Annotated in this window: 17 protein-coding genes and 1 pseudogene; 9 read left to right on the top strand and 9 right to left on the bottom strand. The window is 41.5% G+C overall.

Annotated elements, in window-relative coordinates; all coding sequences use genetic code 11:
• Positions 1-152 precede the first annotated feature (152 nt).
• From pilB to coaE, 4 genes are all read left to right on the top strand, one after another.
• The gene (gene pilB / locus FTU64_RS02015) at positions 153-1,862 is read left to right on the top strand and encodes a type IV-A pilus assembly ATPase PilB (RefSeq protein ID WP_180055454.1); all 1,710 of its coding nucleotides are present in this window, start codon (positions 153-155) and stop codon (positions 1,860-1,862) included.
• Positions 1,863-1,894: 32 nt separating this feature from the next.
• On the top strand, positions 1,895-3,124 hold the full coding sequence (locus FTU64_RS02010; protein ID WP_180059132.1) for a type II secretion system F family protein: 1,230 nt from the start codon (positions 1,895-1,897) through the stop codon (positions 3,122-3,124).
• Between the two features lie 65 nt (positions 3,125-3,189).
• Complete coding sequence (locus FTU64_RS02005; RefSeq protein ID WP_180055490.1) at positions 3,190-4,008, top strand: A24 family peptidase; 819 nt, start codon at positions 3,190-3,192, stop codon at positions 4,006-4,008.
• A gap of 9 nt (positions 4,009-4,017) precedes the next feature.
• A complete protein-coding gene (gene coaE / locus FTU64_RS02000) occupies positions 4,018-4,620 on the top strand; it encodes a dephospho-CoA kinase (protein ID WP_168378206.1) in 603 nt (200 codons plus the stop codon).
• A gap of 14 nt (positions 4,621-4,634) precedes the next feature.
• On the opposite strand, the gene FTU64_RS01995 is transcribed toward coaE, so the two are convergent.
• The 3 genes from FTU64_RS01995 to FTU64_RS01985 form a co-directional block, all read right to left on the bottom strand.
• Positions 4,635-5,555, bottom strand: a complete 921-nt coding sequence (locus FTU64_RS01995) for a DMT family transporter (RefSeq protein ID WP_168378261.1) — start codon at positions 5,553-5,555, stop codon at positions 4,635-4,637.
• 8 nt (positions 5,556-5,563) lie between these two features.
• Positions 5,564-6,322 carry a 23S rRNA (guanosine(2251)-2'-O)-methyltransferase RlmB gene (gene rlmB / locus FTU64_RS01990; RefSeq protein ID WP_168378207.1) on the bottom strand — a complete coding sequence of 253 codons (759 nt, stop codon included), beginning with the start codon at positions 6,320-6,322 and terminating at the stop codon, positions 5,564-5,566.
• 177 nt (positions 6,323-6,499) lie between these two features.
• Positions 6,500-6,823 carry a pyrimidine/purine nucleoside phosphorylase gene (locus FTU64_RS01985; RefSeq protein WP_067763086.1) on the bottom strand — a complete coding sequence of 108 codons (324 nt, stop codon included), beginning with the start codon at positions 6,821-6,823 and terminating at the stop codon, positions 6,500-6,502.
• A gap of 598 nt (positions 6,824-7,421) precedes the next feature.
• Between FTU64_RS01985 and recN the strand changes: the two genes are divergently transcribed.
• Positions 7,422-9,083 (top strand): DNA repair protein RecN, encoded by a 1,662-nt coding sequence (recN, locus tag FTU64_RS01980; protein WP_180059131.1) that lies wholly within the window; start codon positions 7,422-7,424, stop codon positions 9,081-9,083.
• Between the two features lie 62 nt (positions 9,084-9,145).
• Here recN and FTU64_RS01975 read toward each other — a convergent pair whose 3' ends face one another.
• Positions 9,146-9,871, bottom strand: coding sequence for a hypothetical protein (locus FTU64_RS01975; RefSeq protein WP_180059130.1), 726 nt, complete (start codon positions 9,869-9,871; stop codon positions 9,146-9,148).
• 308 nt (positions 9,872-10,179) lie between these two features.
• Between FTU64_RS01975 and FTU64_RS01970 the strand changes: the two genes are divergently transcribed.
• The gene (locus FTU64_RS01970; protein WP_078189425.1) at positions 10,180-10,734 is read left to right on the top strand and encodes a YqgE/AlgH family protein; all 555 of its coding nucleotides are present in this window, start codon (positions 10,180-10,182) and stop codon (positions 10,732-10,734) included.
• Positions 10,727-11,170 carry a Holliday junction resolvase RuvX gene (gene ruvX, locus FTU64_RS01965; protein WP_078192570.1) on the top strand — a complete coding sequence of 148 codons (444 nt, stop codon included), beginning with the start codon at positions 10,727-10,729 and terminating at the stop codon, positions 11,168-11,170. Before FTU64_RS01970 ends, ruvX begins: the two co-directional genes overlap by 8 nt.
• A gap of 105 nt (positions 11,171-11,275) precedes the next feature.
• Here ruvX and FTU64_RS01960 read toward each other — a convergent pair whose 3' ends face one another.
• The 3 genes and pseudogenes from FTU64_RS01960 to FTU64_RS01950 form a co-directional block, all read right to left on the bottom strand.
• Positions 11,276-12,280: an HlyD family secretion protein gene (locus FTU64_RS01960; RefSeq protein WP_180059129.1), complete on the bottom strand. Its 1,005-nt coding sequence runs from the start codon at positions 12,278-12,280 to the stop codon at positions 11,276-11,278.
• Positions 12,281-12,313: 33 nt separating this feature from the next.
• Entirely contained in the window at positions 12,314-12,520 is a 207-nt protein-coding gene (locus FTU64_RS01955; protein ID WP_078189428.1) for a DUF1656 domain-containing protein, read from the bottom strand.
• Positions 12,513-14,613 (bottom strand): annotated as a pseudogene (locus FTU64_RS01950) (FUSC family protein). Before FTU64_RS01950 ends, FTU64_RS01955 begins: the two are co-directional and overlap by 8 nt.
• Before the next feature lie 464 nt (positions 14,614-15,077).
• On the opposite strand from FTU64_RS01950, the gene FTU64_RS01945 reads away from it, so the two are divergent.
• Positions 15,078-15,854 (top strand): IclR family transcriptional regulator, encoded by a 777-nt coding sequence (locus FTU64_RS01945; RefSeq protein WP_180026532.1) that lies wholly within the window; start codon positions 15,078-15,080, stop codon positions 15,852-15,854.
• Between the two features lie 230 nt (positions 15,855-16,084).
• Here the strand turns inward: FTU64_RS01945 and FTU64_RS01940 are convergent, their stop codons facing one another.
• Positions 16,085-16,711, bottom strand: coding sequence for an alpha-ketoglutarate-dependent dioxygenase AlkB (locus tag FTU64_RS01940; protein ID WP_180059128.1), 627 nt, complete (start codon positions 16,709-16,711; stop codon positions 16,085-16,087).
• A gap of 172 nt (positions 16,712-16,883) precedes the next feature.
• Here FTU64_RS01940 and FTU64_RS01935 point away from each other — a divergent pair, with 172 nt between their 5' ends.
• Positions 16,884-18,680: an ABC transporter ATP-binding protein gene (locus FTU64_RS01935; RefSeq protein ID WP_078189432.1), complete on the top strand. Its 1,797-nt coding sequence runs from the start codon at positions 16,884-16,886 to the stop codon at positions 18,678-18,680.
• A 57-nt stretch (positions 18,681-18,737) separates the two neighbouring features.
• On the opposite strand, the gene phoU is transcribed toward FTU64_RS01935, so the two are convergent.
• Positions 18,738-19,454: a phosphate signaling complex protein PhoU gene (phoU, locus tag FTU64_RS01930; RefSeq protein ID WP_078189433.1), complete on the bottom strand. Its 717-nt coding sequence runs from the start codon at positions 19,452-19,454 to the stop codon at positions 18,738-18,740.
• Positions 19,455-19,466 lie beyond the last annotated feature (12 nt).

The raw sequence follows: 19,466 nt of genomic DNA, 5'->3' as shown, positions 1-19,466 counted from the left end.
TGTAAAAAAATTAAGCAGATTTAAGGACTGGTTCATGCTTTTTACCAATTCTTAGCTAGTGACAACACTTTAAGATATGGTATTTTTGTGCAACAAAAGTATAATTTTGCTATACCAATTATAAACAGACTGAAGCATAGGCAAGTAAAAGCATGACAGCAGTTCAAGGTTCTTCAAGATTTACGGGGTTTATTCGTCGCTTAGTTGACGAAGGGCATCTGTCTGCCGAAAAAATGCAAACAGCGCTGCAAAATTCAAAAAAGGCTCATCAAGATATCGTGCCGCATTTGATTCAGGAATATCAACTTTCAGCACGCCTGATTGCAGAAACCATCTCGATAGAGTTCGGTGAACCGGTTTTTGATATTTCAACTTATGACACGTCTTTAATCATTCGTGATGAGTTTGAAGATAAGTTAATTACCAAGCATCGTATTTTGCCCATTTTTAAACATGGCAATTTGTTATTCGTTGCGATCAGTAATCCCACCAATATTGAAGCTGTAGATGCTATCCGATTTGGTAGTAAGCTCAATACCGAAACCATTATTGTTGAACATGACAAACTTGAAAAGTTAATTGAACAGAACTTCGCTGAAGAAAGTACTTTTGACTTTGATGATGACTTTGATCTTGATTTAGATAGTGAAACACCCGATCCATCTCAAGAAGATGAAGATGAAGCAACGGGTGATGAAGCACCGATTGTTAAGTACATCAATAAACTACTAGTCGACGCCATTCGCATGGGTGCATCCGACTTACATTTCGAACCCTATGAAAAGTCTTACCGCGTCCGCTACCGTGTCGATGGCGTATTAAGAACAATTACCAATCCGCCCTTGCAGCTCGCTACTCGACTTGCTTCGCGTTTAAAAGTCATGTCACAAATGGACATCTCTGAAAAACGTATACCTCAAGACGGTCGTATTAAGTTAAAGCTGTCAAAGAACAAAGCCATCGACTTCCGTGTGAACTCTTTGCCGACCTTGTTTGGTGAAAAACTTGTACTGCGTATCCTTGACCCTTCTAGTGCGATGTTAGGGATTGATGCGTTGGGTTATGAACCGGATCAAAAAGAACTGTTCATGCAGGCTTTAGAAAAACCGCAAGGCATGTTGCTCATTACCGGTCCAACGGGTTCCGGTAAAACCGTATCTTTATATACAGGTCTAAACATTCTTAACCGTGAAGATACCAACATTTCAACGGCCGAAGACCCTGTGGAAATTAACTTAGAAGGGATCAATCAGGTCAACGTAAATAATAAAGTCGGCCTCACCTTCTCTGCAGCATTGAAGTCATTCTTACGTCAAGACCCTGATATTGTGATGGTCGGTGAGATTCGAGATTTAGAAACGGCTGAAATTGCCATTAAAGCAGCTCAAACGGGTCATATGGTGATGTCTACACTACATACCAATAGTGCACCTGAAACATTGACACGCTTACGCAATATGGGCGTGCCCTCATTTAACATTGCGACATCCGTGAACCTTGTCATTGCGCAGCGACTTGCGCGTCGCCTATGTTCACAATGTAAAGAAACAGTAGAGGTACCAAAACAAAGTCTACTGGAACTTGGTTTTACTGAAGACGATTTAAATACACCAGAATTTCAAATATACCAACCTGTTGGTTGTGCCGAATGCCGTGAAGGCTATAAAGGTCGTGTCGGTATATATGAAGTCATGAAAGTGACACCTGAAATTTCAAGAATTATTATGGAAGATGGCAATGCCTTACAAATTGCCGAAGCTTCAAATCAAGCAGGTTTTAACAATTTACGCCGTTCAGGCTTAATTAAGGTCATGCAGGGGGTGACTTCACTTCAAGAAGTCAATCGTGTGACCAGTGAGTAAGTGAATTAGTATTTAAAAATAAGGATAAATTCATGGCTGTAAAAAAAGCGCAGATGATGCCAACCTTCAGTTATGAAGGCGTGGATCGCAAAGGGGCGAAAATCAAAGGGGAAATGCCTTCGCGTAATATGGCTTTAGCCAAAGTCACTTTACGTAAGCAAGGCATCACCATTAAAACCATTCGAGAAAAACGCAAAAATATTCTCGAAGGCTTGATGAAAAAGAAAGTATCCACTTTGGATATCACGGTATTCACGCGCCAACTTGCAACCATGATGAAAGCCGGTGTACCGCTCGTTCAGGGTTTTGAAATCGTGGCGGAAGGCCTAGAAAACCCAGCCATGCGTGAAGTGGTCTTGGGGATCAAAGGTGAAGTTGAAGGCGGTAATACCTTTGCTGGTGCGCTGCGCAAATATCCGCAGTATTTCGATAACCTATTTTGCTCCTTGGTTGAATCAGGTGAACAGTCGGGTGCATTGGAAACCATGCTAGACCGTGTTGCCATTTACAAAGAAAAAAGTGAATTGCTTAAGCAAAAAATCAAAAAGGCCATGAAATACCCAGCCACAGTTATTGTGGTCGCGATAATTGTGACCATTATTTTGATGGTGAAAGTTGTACCCGTATTTGAAGGCCTTTTCAGTTCATTTGGTGCAGAACTGCCAGCTTTTACTAAGATGGTTGTCAATATGTCAAATTGGACTAAAGATTATTGGTTTATCATGCTCGTGGTTATTGCAATATTAATTGGTGGGTTTCTAGAAGCAAAAAAACGTAGCAAAGCTTTCCGAGACTTCTTAGACAAAGCTGCACTAAAAGCACCAATTTTTGGTGATTTGGTTTATAAAGCGATTATTGCCCGCTATAGCCGTACCTTGGCAACCACCTTTGCCGCAGGTGTACCTTTAATCGATGCGCTAGAATCGACTGCAGGTGCAACCAACAACGTGGTCTATGAAACAGCGGTCATGAAAATTCGTGAAGATGTCGCGACTGGTCAGCAATTGCAATTCGCCATGCGTGTTACCGATAAATTTCCACCTATGGCAGTCCAAATGGTCGCTATTGGTGAAGAGTCTGGTGCTTTAGATGCCATGCTAGATAAAGTGGCGACACATTATGAGAATGAAGTAGATAATGCTGTAGATGGTTTAACCTCTATGATGGAACCCTTAATTATGGCTATTCTCGGGATTTTAGTAGGGGGGCTTGTTGTCGCAATGTACCTTCCAATCTTCCAAATGGGTTCAGTGGTTGGTTAAAACCAAGAAAAGGAAATATTTTGTTTACTGATTATTTTAGCTACTTAATCAACAACCTAACTGCGATGTATATCGCAGTTGGGATTTTTAGTCTTTGCATCGGTAGTTTTTTGAATGTGGTGATTTACCGCACGCCGAAGATGATGGAACAAGAATGGCGCACAGATTGCCAACTATTTTTGCATCCAGACCAACCGATTATTGATGAAACCAAGATTACCCTGAGTACCCCTGCTTCAACCTGTCCAAAATGTAAAACGCCCATTCGTTGGTATCAAAACATTCCTGTCATCAGTTGGATTGTGTTACGTGGAAAATGTGGAAGTTGCCAAAACCCGATCAGTAGCCGTTATCCACTGATCGAGCTACTCACCATGGTCTGTGCGCTGATTGTTGTTGCAGTTTTTGGTCCAACCATCCAGATGCTGTTTGGTTTGGTGCTGACTTATGTATTGATTGCCTTAACATTTATTGACTTTGACACCCAACTTTTACCTGACCGTTATACCCTTCCTTTGGCTGCACTCGGACTTGGCGTGAATAGCTATGCCATTTATACCTCTGCAACCTCAGCCATTTGGGGATATATCATCGGCTTCTTATGCCTATGGATCGTTTACTATTTATTTAAAATTATCACTGGCAAAGAAGGCATGGGCTATGGTGACTTTAAGCTTTTAGCTGCCTTGGGTGCATGGATGGGCCCTTTCCTGCTTCCACTGATTGTATTACTCTCTTCACTAGTGGGTGCAATCATTGGCATTATTTTGCTCAAAGTTCGTAAAGATAACCAACCTTTTGCATTTGGTCCCTATATTGCCATCGCCGGATGGATCGCCTTTTTATGGGGTGATCAAATTATGAAAATTTATTTGGGTCAGTAAGGTCGTTGTATGACATTTGTCTTGGGTTTAACAGGTGGTATTGGTAGCGGTAAATCTGCTGCAAGCAATTGGTTTGAACTCCAAGGCATTCAAGTCGTCGATGCTGATATCGTTGCACGGGAAGTTGTCGAACCTGGTCAACCCGCACTGAATCAAATTCAGCAACAATTTGGTGATTGGGTTTTACTTGCAAATGGTGAGTTAAATCGGCGTGCATTACGCGAGCATATCTTTAAAGATCCTACAGCACGTCAAGCACTTGAAGCCATTACCCATCCAGCAATACGCCAGTCCATTATCCAACAATTAAACGAAGCCACTAGCCCCTATGTCATCTTGGTTTCGCCGTTATTATTTGAAACCAATCAACATGAATTGGCCAATCACACCTTGCTGATTGATGCCACAGAACAATTGCAAATTCAGCGTGCATCACAGCGTGATGGTCAAAATATCGAGCAAATCCAAAAAATTATTCAAGTTCAAATGTCACGTCAGGAAAAGCAAAAAATTGCAGATGATATCGTGCTGAATGATGGTCATTTAGATCATCTTTATGCGCAGCTTCGACCCTTACATCTCAAGTACTTAGCGCACGCTGAAAAAAGCTAAAGAAAAAAGCAGTCTTACTCAGACTGCTTTTTTTGTTGTTCGAGTTGCTGCTCTAGACTATCCTTTCGTCCCAACCATTTCCACGGTTGAATCGCTCCAATCCCCATCCCGACCAATCCGCACACAATTGCAAAACTTAAGGGTTCATTTAGCAGCGGCACCGCTAAAATCGCAGCAATAAAAGGTGCCAAAGTTACGATACTTCCGGCTTTAAATGCACCTAAGCGCTTGATCGCCTCTACATACGTTAAAGTCGCAATAATCACCACAAAAATACCGTGAAAGATGACTTGCCCAATGAGCTGCAGCGGCTCAGGATCGGACCAATGTTTAGGGAAAAATAGTAGGTAAATTGGTACAAATACCACGGCAGACCAAATCGCAACCCCCGCCATGGCATGCCAAGCAGAGAGCTTCCATTGCTTAAGCAATACCGTAAATATCCCCCACCAAATGGCACTGATAAAAAACAGCAAATCACCCAAACCAAACGCTACACCGGTTTCCACATACATCAGATAGCTCATTAAGCTAATAGCAGAAACCATAATGACCACACTGATCCAGGTATGCTTATCGAGCGGCTGTTTGAAGATCAGAAATGCGGCTATGGCCGTACATAAGGGAATACAACCATTGAGGAAAATTGCAGCATGGGCCGCAGGAGCATAATGAAATGCGCTATAGGCCGTTAAACAATAGGTCACCCCACCGAGCATAGCAAGGATAAAAGGCTCTTTTTTCCATAAAAAAGCCGTATCTTTTTTATAAATCAAAATTGGCATTAAGATGCAAAATGCCAAAGCAAACCTGAGCGCCGTGATATCCCAAGCACTGATTCCCCAATTGGCGCTTAAACGCGCCGTTAAGGTAAATCCACCCCAAATACACATGGTAATGAACACATATAAATAACCTTGCTTTTGAGGAGACATCATCACTGCTATTTCAATTCATTATTACGTTGACGGCATGCTTCATACAATGCCATACCTGTCGCGACACTGACATTTAAGCTTTGCAAATTACCAGCCATTGGAATGTAAACAGTTTGATCACATTGCGCCTGCGTAATAGGACGTAAACCTGTATCTTCAGCGCCCATCACCACACATACACCCGTACCTGTGAAGTCAAAATTTTGAATCGGCAATGCTTTTTCATCTAGCATAGTGCCGACCACACGTACATTAAAGTCTTCTTTGATTTGAGCCAAGGTACGTGCCAAGTTCGTCACCTGAATAAACTTCACTTTTTCAGCACCACCTGCAGCAACTTTACGGGCTGTTGGGGTAAGCGTCGCTGAACGATCACGCGGTGCAATCACAGCTTCAACACCCATGGCTGCCGCTGTACGAATGCATGCACCAAGGTTATGTGGATCTGTAATATGATCTAATGCCAATAGCAACGCATTTGGATTGGCTTGTAATAAAGCCTCTAAATCTTTTTCGTTCAAAACTGGATGTGGACGTACAGCAGCAACCACACCTTGATGGAACGGTTGTCCCGCAAGTTTTTCCAAACTATCACGACTAGCTTTTTGAATGCTGACACCAAACGGTTCTGCAAGCTCAAAAATACGTTTTAAACGCTGATCATCACGTCCTTTTAACGCAAATAAAGTTAAAACGCGTTCTGGCTCAAGTTCCAGTAATGACTCCACTGAATGAACGCCATAATAATATTCCGGTTTCGCCATGAACGACCTCTAAATTGCAAACTTCGATAAACTTTTGAACAGGGTATGATATCCCTAGAGCACAGCATAGGCTGCCAAAAAGAAAAATCCTGCAAAGCAAGCTTTACAGGATTTATGCTATGACACATAGTTTAACCGATTTGAGGTTAAAAAACTGTGCCTAAATTGATTGAATCATTAGCCTTCTAAGTGGCACACATAATCCAACACTTCGTCTGTTTCAATTTTAAATCGGCTATTACCTGGCACGTAGAATGATTGACCCGCACGGAATAATTCGCTTTCTTCGCTATCTGCAATTTGAACACGACATTCACCTGAAATAATTTCCATACGTTCAGGTACATGGGTTTCAAAAGTCAGCGCTTGTTCAGTTGGAAGCAACACACCCAGTGTTTTCTTTGTTCCATCTTCAAATTGCACAGTATGGCTGATGCATAGACCGCCAAAATAAACATTTGATTTTTTGATTACCGATACATGATCAAACTGTGCTGACATGCGTTTTCTCCAGATAAAGCATATTTATAATATTTTGATCGATGTAGTTTAATTGTGCTGCAAAAACTAATCAATCTGTGTTGAAAACTGTGCGATAGATAATTACAAAAATCTGAGTACTGGATGTGCCCCAATTTCATCCCACTACCTCAACATTTAGAGTCTAAAACAAGCTGTGCTGTTGTACAAAATACTTTTTTGTTTCATCCACTAAAGTCCTAGTTAGGGTTGATCGAAACGCTGAAAACTCTTTTCAAAAAAATAGCAGCGTGATGAATCATATTGGTAGATTTGAGTGACCAAATCATGACGTTTTATGGCAATAACACGCTAGATTAAATACAAGAATACATACACAAACGTGTTTTGTGAGGAATTGGCAGGACATTTGATGGTTTAAGCTCACGTTATGCAAGATCATCTACTCTTTGCATCACAACACTACGTGCATACAGCGGATACGAAACTAATTTCTTATTAAACTGAAATTTAAGATAGAATTATGAGGTTTTTCGTCATCTTAAAATAAAACTTATCTTGTGACTAAAACAAAACTTAATTATCTTTAACTAGAACTTTTCGCAGCTCGGATGCGTTTATGCTGACACATTTAACTCTGATCAATTTTGCATTAGCCGACCATTTAGCCATCGACATTGAACAAGGCTTTAATGTCCTGACGGGTGAAACGGGTGCAGGTAAATCTTTACTTCTAGACGCATTATCAGCTTGCTTAGGTGAACGTACAGACACCAACTATGTGCGCTATGGATCAGACAAAGCCGATGTAACAGCGACCTTTAGCTATCAAGAGTACAGTCCTGAAGCGCTTTGGCTCAAAGAACACGAATTGGATGATGAGTCTGGCGAGATCCATTTACGTCGCGTAATTTTTGCAACAGGTCGCAGCAAAGCATGGATTAATGGACGTCCGAGCAGCTTATCTGAGTTAAAAGAAATTGGCCGCTTATTGGTACAACTCTATAGCCAACACAGCCAACAACAACTCTTAGAACCGCCCTATCCAAAACATTGGCTGGATCGTTATTACAATTTTTATCAGCCTGCTCAAGCCGTGCGTGATGCCTATAGCAAATGGCAAAAGGATATTCGTCAGCACCAAGCAGCACTCGACGCCCAAGCCACACGTAAGCAACGGATAGAAACGCTTGAACTTCAATTGGAAGAACTTGAAGACGTTGTGCAAACGGACTACAAAGAAATCGAGCAAGAATTTGACCGTCTCAGTCATCATGAACATATCATGCAGGATTGTAGCTATGGTCTAAATGCCCTCGATGACGCCGAGCAAAATATCAATCAAGAAATGGGCGCGATCATTCGTCGGATTGAATCGCATGCAGGACGTAGTGAACAACTTTCTGAAATTTATACGTCGCTACTGAACGCTCAAAGTGAAATTGAAGATGCCACCGCAAATTTACGTCAGTTTATTGATCGTCAAAGTTTCGATCCTGAACGTATGGACGAATTAAACACTAAACTCGAAGTTTTTCATCGCTTAGCGCGTAAATATCGTACTCAGCCTGAAGATTTAAAAAATGATTATGATGCGTGGCAACTTGAGCTAGAACAATTACATCAACTTGAAGATCCTGAAACCCTAGCTGAACAAGTGGAAGTGTCTCATCAAGACTTTTTAGCCAAAGCACAGCATTTGGATGATATTCGTCGTGAAGCATCTACCCCATTGGCGAAGCAATTGACTGAACAAGTGAAGCAGCTCGCGCTCCCAGAAGCACATTTTGAATTTAAATTTGAGCCTCTAGAACAAGCTTCAAGTGAAGGTTTGAGCTTTATTCAACTGCTGTTCACCGCAAACAAAGGGATTCCTGCTCAGCCTTTAGCACGCGTGGCATCGGGGGGTGAATTGTCACGTATTGCCTTAGTCATGCAAGTGATGAATGCTGAAAAAACTGAATCAGAAGTGTTAGTCTTTGATGAAATTGATGTCGGGATCAGTGGCGGAACAGCAGAAATTGTCGGACGTTTGTTGGCTGATTTGGCGCAGCATGTTCAAATTTTATGTATTACTCACCAAGCCCAAGTCGCTGCTCAATCTGACCAACATCTTTTGGTGAAAAAACGTCAAACGGATCCTGCAAGCAGTACCATTATCGAATTAGAAGAAGATGATCGGATTCAAGAGCTGGCTCGAATGACCGGTGGTGTGGAGATTAGTCAAACGACCTTACAACACGCAAAACAGTTGCGACAATTAAAATTTCAACATAGTTAATTTTTGATGCTTTCAAAAAAGCCTGTGGATTAAAAACAACACAGGCTTTTTTCTTAAACACACTATTTGACAATCCCCTGATACACAAAGGCTTTCGAGCCCAAGGTATAGCGTAAATATTTTTGCTGCGGCTGATGTTGTTGATTGAGCAACATTACATCCACGTGTTTCGGACTGATTTTCAGATATTCATTCCCGCTACGACGATCGGTTTCATAATGGCAGTCATAATCTACCGAAATTTGATCTAGTTTCTTTTGCTTGGTTTTAAAGACATAAGATTTAAGTAACTGTTTTGGTCCAACTTCAACGGCTCTTAGATGATGTAATCCACTGCAATTATCACCTTTATAATAACTCTTCACCAAATATACGGTTTTATTTTGGATGTTGACCGGCAAAATTTGATTGATATAGCCTGAGTCAAATTGATCTAAATGTTGCGTTTTTCCCGTTGAATATTGCACATAGCTGCTCCACTCCCCCATGGTGCCTCCGCCAGACACATCAAAACTATAAAATTTTAGTTTTTTATCCGGAGAATATTGCACATGAACAAAACCTTGCTTTTCCAGTTGCGTAAATCCGTAGTGCAAACTGCTCGGATCTGCCGCAATAACATCCACAATTTCACGTTCTAGCGCTTCATTGACCTCATAAAAATTTAAGTTTTTATATTTTTTAATCACCTGAGATTCATGTTTTTGTAAGTCAGCGCTTCCTGCAAAGCCTGAAATAGGTAGGCTTGCACAGAGTGCCATCCCTATTATTTTTGAAAAATGTGTCATTGTTGCACCCTCAGTTTATCCTGCTATTTTAAGCAATCTCAGTCATCCATCACGTATAACTTCTCCTCGCTTTTGTACTGCTGTTGTTCAAATTACCAATCATCTCTTCACAATTCACCACATTGCAGACCTGCCTGCACGATGACGATTTTGATCATGCCCCTCACCGGTCGAGCATGACAAATATTGAATTTGCAGAAAAACTCATTGTTGAAAACTTGTGAGTCTAGTATGTTGATAAATACAACGTTATTCGAATGCAATTCACCCCAAAAATTAAACTTACCCCAATAAGGAGAAGCCATTAGGTGACTAAACAATACCTCACACACCGCTGCCTGATTGCTCCACCCGAAATGAACGATGAATTCTTTGCCAATACGGTGATTTATTTGGCTCGACATGATGAAGATGGCGCTCAAGGCATCATTATTAATCGTCCATCAGGTTTACAGATCAAAGAACTCTTGAATGATTTGGAAATTGAGGCAGATAATGTGCATCCTCATGAAGTGTTGCAAGGTGGACCTTTGCGCCCAGAGGCAGGTTTTGTTCTTCATACCGGTCAACCGACATGGCATTCGTCTATTGCTGTAGGTGAAAATGTTTGTATTACCACCTCTAAAGATATTTTAGATGCGATCGCACACAATGAAGGTGTGGGTCGCTATCAGGTGGCCCTAGGCTATGCCAGTTGGGGTAAAAGCCAATTAGAAGAAGAAATTGCTCGGGGTGATTGGCTCATTTGTGACTCAGACATGGATTTAATATTTAACTTACCTTATGACGACCGCTGGGACGCTGCCTATAAAAAAATGGGGGTAGACCGCATGTGGTTATCATCTGAGATTGGACATGCCTGATTTACCACAATATCAAATGATTATGGCTTTTGACTTTGGCACACAAAAAACAGGAATGGCTGTGGGACAAGCCCTGATTGAAAGTGCAAATCCTCTACCACTCTTTCCCATGAAAGATGGCATTCCCAATTGGGATAATCTACTCAAGATTGTGAAACAGTATCAGCCGGATTTGTTTATCGTGGGTCTACCGCTCAATATGGATGATAGCGAATCTGAACTCTCCACACGTGCGCGTAAATTTGCACGACGCCTTCGCCACCAAACCAATATTGAAACCTTGATGGTCGATGAACGCTTAACTACACGTGAAGCGCGTGATGAATTAGATCATTATCAAGCCCAAGGCCGTGCGAAGAATCTTTCTGCCGACAGCCTTGCTGCAGCATTATTTATTGAAAGTTGGTATCGAAATCCAGTGGGACTGAAACCTTAAGCGCTTTCAACAAACAGGCAAATAAAAAAGCATCCGAAAAAGGATGCTTTTTTATGCGCAAGATTGATCACTCAATGCTGCGCAAATGAAATGATTGGGGATAACTTAGTTTTTATCCACAATATGAATCGTGGTGGTTCGACCCGCGACAAAAGCCAACTGATCATGCGGCACTTCATCCAGTACAATTTTCACTGGTACACGCTGTGCCAAACGAACCCAACTAAAGGTTGGATTGACATTGGCCAGTAAACTATCAGTCGATGTACGTTCACGGTCTTCAATCCCTGTTGCAACGCCTTGTACATGCCCCTTATAAACTTCAGAACTTCCCATCAGTTGGATTGTTGCAGGTGCGCCAACATAGATTTTATCTAGTTTGGTTTCTTCAAAATATCCCACAACATACAATTGTTGACGGTCAATTAAGGCCGCTACGGCTTGGCCAACTTTGACGTAATTCCCTGCTTTGAGTTCAAAGTTAGACAATGTTCCATCAGTCGGTGCAACCACTTCCGAACGTTTTAAATTCAATTCTGCCAAATGCAAACTGCTATTCGCCGCTTCAATCAGGGCTTTTTGCTGCACCACACTGGCTTTGGCTTGCTCAATCGCGGCCTGAGTTTGTTCATGCTCTGCATGTGATTGATCACGTACTGCAAACATTTGATCTTGTTCTTGTTTTGAAATCGCACCGTCCATCAAACTTGCATAACGATTTGCATTTTTATCTGCAAGATTAATATTGGCTTGTGACTTCACTAAATTCGCTTTGGCTTCAGCAAGCTGCGCTTCAACCCCTGCCAGTCCTGCTTTGGCTTTCGCCAAGTCAGATTTGGCTTGCTCAACGTCCAAGGCTTGACGTGCCACATCTATACGAAACAGCACTTGGCCTTTTTTCACTTGCTGATTGTCTTGCACCAAAACGTCTGTGACCAAACCTGAAACATCCGATGACACTTGAATCACGTCACCACGTACCCGTCCATCACGCGTCCAAGGTTCCGAATTGTAATAGTCCCAAATATGTTTCAGCGCAAGTAATGCGCCACATAGCACGATTATCAACAATACAGGCCGAACATATTTTCGGACATTCAAATTGGTCATACGATTACCTCAATCATTTCATTTTTTAGGGGCTTAGAACTGGCAGAAAATAAAGATTTCATGCACCAGCCAAAGCAACATCACAAATACACCCAAATAAAAAATATTGGGCATCGGCACCCAATCTGGCGCCATCCATCGGTCAAGCAAACGCATGATGACCCGCAATAACAGATAGGCCAATACCGCTTGAATCAATAGAATGGGCACATAGACGCCATACACATTTAGCTCACCCATGTTGTGCCTCGACCTGTAAATGATTTGGAGTCTGCTGTGTTAGGACATGACACAAACTGCTTTGAATATTGTTCAGTGAATACTGAATTCGATGCATAACATCGTCGTTTTCAAGACCCTGAACGGCCTGATTCAATCGTTGAATTCGCTCTACAATTTGCTGTTTCAAACTCATATACACATTCTTTTGCCCTTGTTCCATGGCCCGAAAATAGTCATCTAAATCTTGTTGTAACTCTTCAAGTTCACTGACCAGTGCATCATTCGGATCGAGTTTATTCATGAGTTCTTGTAAGCGGGTCAAATCAATCACCGCACTGGCTTCCACCAAAGCCCCACTCGATCTGTTGTTTCAAATTTCCTGATTGCACCATTTTGCTGTTTAGGATGCCAATTCGGTCCAACATACTGCGTAAATGCACCCGAAACGGTAAGCCGTACGGCAGATATAAAGCCTGACGCAGTGCCTTATAATGCTGAGAAAGGATGCGTTGGGCCGTCATATCTGGTGACATTGCACGCACTAAATGAATAATAAACACCGAAATAATGGGTCCCAAAACCGTCCCAATCGATGCATCGAAGAAAAACACCTGATCGAGGCTAAAGCGGTTTTGAATATTCAGTCCCATAATCGCCCCCATCAGTAATGGCAAGCTAATTCCAATTAAAGGTGGATGTAAAAACAGCATCAGACAGAACATCACAAACGGTGCTAACACCACGATCAACTGCCAAAAGGCGGTCACATGCGGGAAAATGCCATAGGCGTAGATAAACACCATGAAAGCCGCATACATATTGGCTCGAATAAACATTTTCAATGCAGGAACAGGGTTATCCATTGCCGTTAAAATACAGGCACTGATCGCAGCCATTTCAGCCATCATAAATCCAGCTTTCCAACCACTAACGATCCAAAAACCCGTAGAAATTAAAATAATCAGACACGCAGACACTCCGCCACGAATAGCAACCCCCGCATCACGGTGCAAAGTCGGATAATGACTATTGCTCAAGGCGGTCAGTGTGGTTGGTAAAGTGGAGTCGCCTTGCTGTACCCGCTGCCAAAGCAAGCGAATCGCACGGATATTCTGAATAAAATGGCGAATATCCATTTTTAGACTACCCAAAATCACCTGCTGTGATGGCAATGCCTGTGTCTGAATGTGTTGAAAATCTTGCTCAAATTGTTCAGGTAATTGATTAAGTTCACTTTCCTCAATCTGATGTTGATCTAATAAAAACGCGGCAATATGTTCATGGGCTTGCTTGAGTGCCGTCCGATAATGTGTGTCCAGACCATCTAATTGTTTCATCCGTTCAGACATGGCCACCAAGTTACTGACCAACAAACTCAACTGATGCAAGATTTCCTGCAATGGACGTGTCATGCCTTTTAAGGTGGATTTTTCATATGACAAATGCACCGCCATGACATGTATATCCGCGATATCTCGCGCAATATTGCCGAGGTTTTTTGAATAATTTTCTAGTTCGGCAGGCTCTAATAAAATCTGATCAAATATTTCTTTGGTATCGGCAAAGGTTTTGCTCACGCGTGTTTCGACTGCAGGGCCAATATGCATTGGAAATAATGTCGTGGTCACGATGGCACTACATACCACACCCACCGTAATTTCGAGAAAACGCCCCAAGGCCATATCGAAGATCGAAGCGGTATCAATAAAATACACGACGTTAAAACAGATAATGACCGTGGTATAACCCGCCAACATGGAAACATAACTACGAGGCGTACGGTCTAGCAGTGACAAATACAGGCAAAACCCAACCCAAACCGCTAAAAACACCGTAAACAGTACAGGCATGTGAATGAGATGTGGCAGTGCCACCACCGACACGGCCGCCCCTAAGAACGTCCCTAATACACGATACAAACTTTTTGAAGACGTCATCCCTGAATATGGATTCGCGATCACGAAAACGGTGCCAATCGCCCAAATCGGATAAGCCAAATTCAGTACAAAGGCCACATACAATGCCAACATGCCCGCGATGAACGTTTTGGTCGCAAAAATCCAGTCCATTTTATTGGGCCGAAAAGCGAGTATTTGTTTCGTCAGCAGCATGATGGATCTCGGTGGTTTGCTTTTTTTTAGTGAAAACGACCTCGTATCGAATGCTTAAACATTCGACAGCACAACCTGTATCACGGCACAGGAATGACTAGAAATTTCAATAAGTAAAGAAGCGATTCAAATCGTGTTTCAAACCATTTGAATACAAAAAGTAATGTGCAACATTGCCTGCGCATCGAAAGAATGGGCAATATTTATTCAATATAGGATATTTTCACAACAATTTTGCTAAAAAAACAAATTAAAGTCAATATTAATATCTTATTTTGATAATTGACCTATATTTTAAGTGCGTATTTCAATTTTTTATTATGCTTTTATCAGAATAACCCAAGAAACCCTGTGATATTTCAGATTTGTTTCATTTTCAATGTAGAAAAGCGCAACATCAGGCCGAGCAATTTGTTATAAAGTAACTTAACGATTCATTTTTTATTGTGACCAAGCAGGTTCTTATGGCGCTTTCCAGTTTTGGTAAAATTCTCACCGTACTCGACTTATTTTCAGTTGCTCGTCCCATCATCAATGTCGACATTATTAGTGAAGAATTAGGCTTATCTAAACCAACGAGCTATCGCTATTTAAAAGAACTGGTTTCTGCTGAATTATTGCAGCGCCTCAGTGGGACTTCTGGCGATTACACACTGGGTTCAAAAATTGCTGTGCTTGATTTTATTTCTCGCACCACCGATCCATTGGTGCAAATTAGCATTCCCTTCATGAAAGAAATTGTGGAACGCACAGAGTCTTGTTGCTTATTGACGCATCTGAATATCGACTCTTGCATTGATGTACATCATGAACTTTATAAAGACTATGCAGCCTTGGCATATGGTCGAGGTAGCCCACGTCCAATGTACAAAGGCTCATCGTCTAAAGTGATTTTGTCGCAGTTACCTAAGCAACGGATTTTAGATTATTACCACCGTTTTGCGGACGAGTTATCTCAAGTTGGTTTTGCGCATAATGAAGAAGAATTTATGCTGCAAATGAAAAAGATTAAAAAGCAGGGTTATTATTTTTCCAATGGTGAAGTTGACCCGAATATGTCGAGCCTATCGATTCCGATTAAATTTTCCAGTAAAGAACCCCCACTTGCTTTGACCCTATTGGCGTCTAAAAATCGTTTTGAATTTATGAATTTTCAAAAAGTCGTAGAAATGATGCAAGACTGTACAGCGCGTATTGAGAAAAAATACAGCAGTATGATGGAAGAATCGGACGCCATTTAAATCTGATCAGTTTGCGCACAACTGATGCGATGTTGTAAAGATGATATTTAATTAATCTGATAAATTTATACTATTAATTGAATTTATTAATTATAAATATTGGATAAATTATCATAATATGATTATTGTTCTTTAGCAGTCATCTCAACCATGTGTTCCATGATTTCAGTTGATTGTCGCTATACTCTTCCTCAGAGAAAGAAAAAAGCTCATCTAGATATGGGCTTTTTTTACGGCTGTTGATCATAGAAATAACGAAAGGTTAAATTCACCCTCGGCTCGGTCACTTTCATCGACTTCATTAGGGCATGCTTCCAATATCGTTGGGTTTGCCCACGCATCACGATCAACTGTCCACTTTGCAGTAAAAGCTGTACTTTCTCTTGAGTGCTTTTATGTTTAAAGCAGAACTTTCGGCTTGCCCCAAAACTCAAAGATGCGATCACCACCTGCTGTGTGGGTGAAAGCAAAGATGGCTCATCATCACTATGCCACCCCACCGCTTGCGTACCATTTTCGTATAAATTGGCCAAACAGGAATTAAACGTCTGACCCACCCGTTGCTCAATATGTTGCTTTAAGCGCAGTAAAGCTGGATTCCAGATCAATGCCTGCTTTTGCATGCCTGAATAGTGATACTCATAATGAGCATCTCCATACCAAACCACTTTTCGTTCCGTTTGAAAATACTGTCCATGCAAAATGACTTCATCATGCTGCCAAGCCAACTGCGTGAGGAAATAGTGTAAATATTTTTCACTGTCTTCAGCATTGAAGATCAATCCATAATCTTCAACTTCACCATCATAGGGCAACAGATTTGCATGCGGTTCAGGCGTAAATAATTCAAAATTCATCGGTTCAACTCAACACTGTTTGGCACAGCAGCGTAATGCTGATGTCGTGAGCACATTTAAAAAATATCTTAGCCGAAAAACTCTCGTCACAAATCAAAACATTGTCATTACTTGTCGCATAGAATTTTCAGTCTTAGACTAAAGCTCATATTCACAATAAAAATAATTGCTTATGAACCTGTGGCAGCTTTTCCAAAAATTACGTCCATTTGTACAGCCATACCGCTGGCTGGTGGTCGTGACGCTGATCTTGACCTTAATTGGCTCACTCACGGCACAGGTGAATGCCCTGACACTCAAATATGCCGTAGACAGCATCAATCAGCTTTTACAACAAGGCCTCGGTCTAGCCAATGGTTGGCATATATTAATCACCATCACCGTAGTCTTATTGGGAAAAGAAGTCATCAATGCCATCGTGCAATTTGGACAAAAATCGTTTGGTGAAAAGTTACGTATTTTAATTTCTCAGGATTTGTCCCAAGGCATTATTGAAAAATTTATCACCTATCGATTGGCATTCTTCGATCAACAAGACAACCAAGCAGGCAAACTCCAAACTCGAATTGATCGGGGGGTTAGCTCGCTCACACGACTGGTTCAAATCTTTTTTATTGATATTTTACCGCTATTTACCAGTGCTATTATTGCACTGGGCTTAATGTATTATGCCAATGTTTGGGTTGGCGTGGTGGCCACAATTATTGTGCCGATTTATTTTTGGCTAACTTTCAAACAATCACAAAAACTGGCAGGCAAACGCCGTGCCCTACGCGATAATTTTGAAAAGAAAAATCAGGGTATTCTGAGTATTATCAATTCGATAACGGTCATTAAATCTTTTAACAAAGAAGCCGTCGAATCGAAAAAACAATTAAATCTGCAAAAGTCGCTGACTGAAAACCAGATGCAGACACGGCAAACCAGTTATATCTTTGACGGACTCAAAACCTTTATTGAACAGGTCGGTGTGGTACTGATCATCATTCTGACAGCCTATTTTGTTTTGGATGGGCAAATGAGTATCGGGATGATTATGTATCACGTGTTGTTATTTAATAATGTCTCTGCCCCGATTCGCTCGCTACATCGTATCTATGATGAAATTAACTCTGCGATGATTTATTCGGAAAGCTTCTTTAACATCTTAGAAGCGGATCATGAAATTGAAACCAGTGGCACTGCCCAGCCTCCGATTCAAGGTCAGTTTGAATTAAGCAATGTCGACTTTAGCTATCCCAATGGCTTTCAGGCATTGCACCGCATCAACATGACCATCCAACCGAACAAAATCACCGCCTTGGTTGGTTTATCTGGGGCTGGAAAATCGACATTAATTAGCTTACTGGATAAGTTTTATCATCCTCAAGCGGGCAATATCAAACTCGATGGCATCGATTTAGAACAGATTGATACACAGTATTTACGTGAAAATATTGGTTTGGTATTGCAAAAAAATCATATTTTCCCAGGTTCAATTTTTGAAAATATTCGCTATGGCAAAAGTACAGCTACAGAGCAAGAAGTCTTTGATGCAGCACGGAAAGCCTCGATCCATGATCAGATCTTAAAACTTCCGCATGCCTATGAAGCCGATGCTTTACTGCTCTCAGGTGGACAGCAACAGCGCATTGCCTTGGCACGCATGTTTCTAAAAAATCCGCCGATTATTTTCTTGGACGAACCGACGGCTAGTTTAGATGCGATCGCTGCTGAACAAATTAAAAATAGTCTGGATCAAATTAAGCAAGGGCGTACCGTCATCATGATTTCGCATAGTTTGTCGCAAATTATCGATGCCGATTACACCTACGTCATGAAAGATGGACAAATCGTAGAACACGGGGAGCATCATGATTTGTACCATCAAGAAGGTGCTTATAAGCAAATCTTCGATGCGATGGCGAAAAGTTTAAATATTGACAAAATTGCCCGAACTTTTGAGGAAGACGAAGAAACACATAGTTAATTTAGACCGAAAAAAGCCCATCGTTTGATGGGCTTCGTTCATCTTGATGCTAATCCATTAACGCTGAACTTTTTGCTCAATTTCTTCAACACTGGTGTGACGGACATCTAGACCTTTCACCATATAAATCACTTGTTCAGAAATATTTCGAGCATGGTCACCAATACGTTCAAGTGAACGCAGCACCCAAAGTACATTCATCACCCGAGTAATGTGGCGTGGATCTTCTATCATATACGTCATGAGGGTACGGGTTGCCGATTGGTACTCGCGGTCAATATCAGCATCGGCCAAAAGGACACGTAAAGCCTGATCTACATCCAAACGTGCAAAGGCATCGAGCGCATCATGAATCATCACGCGAACTTGGTTGCCAATATGCCGTGTTTCCATATAGCCACGCGGTGAACCACCTTCTTCACACAAACTTTGTGCAATACGGGCAATTTTTGCCGCTTCATCACCAATCCGTTCTAAATCGGTGTTGGCTTTCGACATCGCAATCACCATGCGTAGATCAATCGCAGCAGGATGACGACGCGCCAAAATCAGGGTAAGCGCTTCATCAATTTCAGTTTCCATACGGTTCACCGTATTGTCTTGAAATTGAACATCAATCGCCATTGTTGCATCCGTATCCAATAAGGCATGAATGGCATTTGCAACCTGCTGCTCCACCAAACCACCCATGGTCATAAATTTGGTATGCACATCCTGCAACTCTTCATTGAATTGCGAAGAAATGTGATGGTTTAAAACAGGATTATTAGGCAAAGCGAGTCTCCA

This window comes from Acinetobacter sp. YH12128 (assembly GCF_013418655.1).
Taxonomy (GTDB): Bacteria; Pseudomonadota; Gammaproteobacteria; order Pseudomonadales; family Moraxellaceae; genus Acinetobacter; species Acinetobacter amyesii.
The sequence above is the reverse complement of the archived record's forward strand: the minus strand, read 5'-3'. Positions and strand labels throughout refer to the sequence as shown.